This window comes from Psychrobacter sp. AOP31-B2-9 (assembly GCF_052378005.1).
Taxonomy (GTDB): Bacteria; Pseudomonadota; Gammaproteobacteria; order Pseudomonadales; family Moraxellaceae; genus Psychrobacter.
Genome location: NZ_JBQSXG010000206.1, coordinates 1 through 3,858, shown reverse-complemented (window position 1 = coordinate 3,858; position 3,858 = coordinate 1). Strand labels below are relative to the sequence as shown.

Below are 3,858 nucleotides of genomic sequence, written 5' to 3'. Positions count from 1 at the left end.
AAAAATCTAAATAGTTATAGTGTGCAGATATAGGTTTATTGTTGTGTCTTCGCAATCAACAGCATCGGTTGAGCTGCCAATATAATAAATTGGATTATGATTAGGGAATCCTAGCTAAGATCTTGATATTATCGGCGGCTTGCGCCTAGGTTGGTGCAATTTTAGCGATCAGCAGCCCTAATATTTGAATGTTCAACATGCCCTAATTGAGTAGTACCAGATAATGTCAAAACCATTCATCTTAGTACCACCTCATGTTACTAGCGTCATAAGACAGCGTAATATCAGCGTGCTACAATGCCAAAATCAACATGAAAATCAGTGTAAAACTAATAGTGAATGCGCTTACTATTGAATAGTAACTGCTGAGTAATAGCTGCCTGTGAATAGTGACTGCCTTCTCAGTATATGAAAAACATTGATTCCTTAAACGCTCTAATATCGCATGCTGATAGCATTCAAAACGTTATATAATTCACAATAGATTTCCACCAACCCCACTAGGGCGTGTCCTCATTTTAAAAATGGTGATGAAAATAAGATAAATTGAAGTCAAACAAGGAAGATAGCGCAGATAATATCTAGATATTAGTCAGCTATTTGACGCCGTTTGGCAAAATTTAACTATTTTTAACCCATTTAGATGACTATCGATTGAATTGAGGACACGCCCTAATATAAAAAGGATCTCCCATGAGCGAGTTGCAACTGTCTGACCGCGTTAATAACATCAAACCATCACCTACCCTAGCGATTACTAATAAAGCCAAAGAGCTAAAAGCCGCCGGTAAAGATATTATCGGTCTGGGTGCGGGTGAGCCTGACTTTGACACACCAGAGCACATCAAAAAAGCAGCCATCGATGCCATTAATAATGGTTTTACCAAATATACGGCTGTCGACGGAACGCCAGAGCTAAAAAAAGCCATCATTGAAAAGTTCAAAAATGATAACGACATCAGCTATGAGCCTAACGAAATTCTAGTATCGGTTGGTGGTAAACAATCATTTTTCAACCTTGCTCAAGCCTTTATCAACCCAGGTGATGAAGTCATCATTCCAGCACCGTTTTGGGTCAGCTATCCTGACATGGTTATCATCGCAGAAGGCGTGCCAGTCATCGTCAAATGCCCAGCTGAGCAAAACTTCAAAATCACACCAGAGCAACTAGAAGCGGCCATTACTGATAAAACCAAAATGTTGGTATTAAATAGCCCATCTAACCCAACTGGTATGATCTATACTTTGGAAGAGCTGAAAGCACTGGCTGAAGTATTGAAAAAGCACCCACAAGTCTACGTGGCCTCAGATGACATGTATGAGCATATTCGCTGGACAGGTGATAAGTTCTACAACATCTTAAATGCCGCTCCTGAGCTGAAAGACCGTGCCATTATCTTAAATGGCGTCTCTAAGGCCTATGCAATGACAGGCTGGCGTATCGGTTATGCTGGTGGCCCTGCCAAGCTTATTGGCGCAATGAAAAAAGTTCAATCGCAATCTACTTCATGCCCAACCTCTATCAGCCAAGTCGCAGCAAAAGCAGCCATTAGCGGCGACCAAAGCGTGCTAGAACCAATGGTAGAAGCATTTGAGAAGCGTTGCGATCTCGTGGTTGACGGCTTAAACGCCATCAAAGGTATTACCTGCTTGCGTCCTGATGGCGCATTTTATGTATATCCAAATATCGTGCCATTAATCAAAGCCGCTGGTTTGTCTTCTTGTACTGAATTTTCAGCATGGTTATTGGATAAAGTCGGCGTAGCCGTTGTACCTGGCGACGCATTTGGCCTTGGTGGTTACATGCGTATCTCTTATGCCACTGATGAAGCCACACTAAAAGATGCGTTATCTCGTATCGAAAAAGCGGTTGCTGAATTGGATGTTGCCGAATAAGTATTACAGCATCATTTTTTCAAAAGTGTTTTATAGAAAAAGGCGCCACATATTCACTATATGGCGCCTTTTTTCGAATATTTTATAATCAGTAGTGATACTAAATATACAGCCTGCCTTTGACATGCTCATCACACACTCAGTGGAAGAAGGACGAAATCTAGAATAAATACGTGAGAAAGCGGCCTATTCACTCATTAAAATAATAATATTTGCCAATTATGAAAAAAAAAGCTTGACGTATTTTTTATCTTTGCTAGAATACGCCCCACTTAGCAAGAACTCGTTAGAGACTTTCTAAGCTTGTTGTAAGGGTATTAAATACTTACAGCCTATTCTCCAATAGCTCAGTTGGTAGAGCAACGGACTGTTAATCCGTGTGTCCCTGGTTCGAGCCCAGGTTGGAGAGCCACATTTTAGTAGTAAATCTTTTGAATTATCATTAATTCGATTATGGCATTTGCCAAAACCCTCATCAATTTGATGAGGGTTTTTTTATGGCTGTTATTTCCTTAATTTACGTGCACAAGACAAACGATCTGGTTTAGTTAGTCGATATGACACTAGGGCGTGTCTTCAATTCACCCGATAGTCATCTAAATGGGCTAAAAGTGGCTAAATCTTGCCAAAAATCGTCAAATAGCTGACTAATATCCCGATATTATCTGCGCTATTTTTCTTGTTTGACGGCAATTTATCTCATTTTTATCACCATTTTTGAAATGAAGACACGCCCTAATAAATAAAAACGGCATTAGTATAATAATTATACTAATGCCGTTTTTATTTGACTGCCTGTGATACAAGCGATTCAGAACCTTAATGTGCTCGTGATGATATAACCATCATTAAGGTAAGAAGATAGAAATATGCGCTTGCTCTTTGTTTTCTTGAATCACATTGTCATATGCTGATAGCTGATCAGTAGAAAAGCTATTGGTGAGCTGCCACATAGTTGCAAATATGACCGTTAATAGCACCGCCATGACAGCAAGAATAATCCATAGCGGTGTCTCACTCGTGAGTGTATGTTTTATCTGATCAGGAATGGCCCAAAATGGTGAAAATTCGTTCTTGTTACCTCGTAGGTGCTCAATTTCATCACCCAATCGCGAGATAAGATAACGAATTTTTTCAGGGGCTTCTAAACGATACTTACCTTGAAAACCAAGCAGCATTGCATAGTGGTAAACTTCTAAGGCTGGTAGATGCTTCTCCCCTTGCTCACGCAATCCATCCAAGCGATCAAAAAACTCATTACCAGCAACTTGTGAACCAAACAAATCCAACTGTAAAGGATTTAACTCCCAAGAATCTTTGAGTGTCTGAAACTCTGGTTCTTGCGATGTCATGATGGTTTCATCAATCAACGCACAGTAAGCGTATTTGGCCTCATGAATATCTTCTGACATAAAACCTTTTTTGCGCGCACTGCTCTCAAACTTATCTAAAAAGTTATATATCTTTTGGCGAAATTTTCTCGGCTCAGTGCTGAAATAGTGATTGCGCAGTAAGAACACTAAATAAAAGCCGTCGTACATGATATCGACTAACGACTGGCTACTAATACGCCTATCAAGGCCTGTTGCTGAAACTTTTGATGCTACCTCACCTGAATCTAGTAGTGAAGGCGCAGAACCCGTTGAATTATTTCCTGCCATGACTGTTCCTAATGCGTATTATTTTTCGAATACTACCTAGGGTGTGTCCCTGTTTAAAAAGGACAATAAAAACGCACCCTACGCCAATAAAAGTAACTAGAGCGTGTCTTCAATTCACCCGATAGTCATCTAAATGGGCTAAAAGTGGCTAAATCTTGCCAAACATCGTCAAATAGCTGGTTAATATCCCGATATTATCTGCGCTATTTTTCTTGTTTGACGGCAATTTATCTCATTTTTATCACCATTTTTGAAATGAAGACACGCCCTAATAAAAATGTTGAATGACAATCTATGATAC

At 39.8% G+C, this 3,858-nt stretch carries 2 protein-coding genes and 1 tRNA gene; 2 read left to right on the top strand and 1 reads right to left on the bottom strand.

What is annotated here, in order from left to right; translation table 11 throughout:
• Positions 1 to 693: 693 nt before the first annotated feature.
• Together ACT3SX_RS14320 and ACT3SX_RS14315 are read left to right on the top strand one after the other, a co-directional pair.
• The gene (locus ACT3SX_RS14320; RefSeq protein WP_192520632.1) at positions 694 to 1,896 is read left to right on the top strand and encodes a pyridoxal phosphate-dependent aminotransferase; all 1,203 of its coding nucleotides are present in this window, start codon (positions 694 to 696) and stop codon (positions 1,894 to 1,896) included.
• 336 nt (positions 1,897 to 2,232) lie between these two features.
• A tRNA-Asn gene (locus tag ACT3SX_RS14315) sits at positions 2,233 to 2,308 on the top strand.
• 436 nt (positions 2,309 to 2,744) lie between these two features.
• On the opposite strand, the gene icmH is transcribed toward ACT3SX_RS14315, so the two are convergent.
• The gene (icmH, locus tag ACT3SX_RS14310; protein ID WP_192520631.1) at positions 2,745 to 3,557 is read right to left on the bottom strand and encodes a type IVB secretion system protein IcmH/DotU; all 813 of its coding nucleotides are present in this window, start codon (positions 3,555 to 3,557) and stop codon (positions 2,745 to 2,747) included.
• Between the last annotated feature and the right edge of the window lie 301 nt (positions 3,558 to 3,858).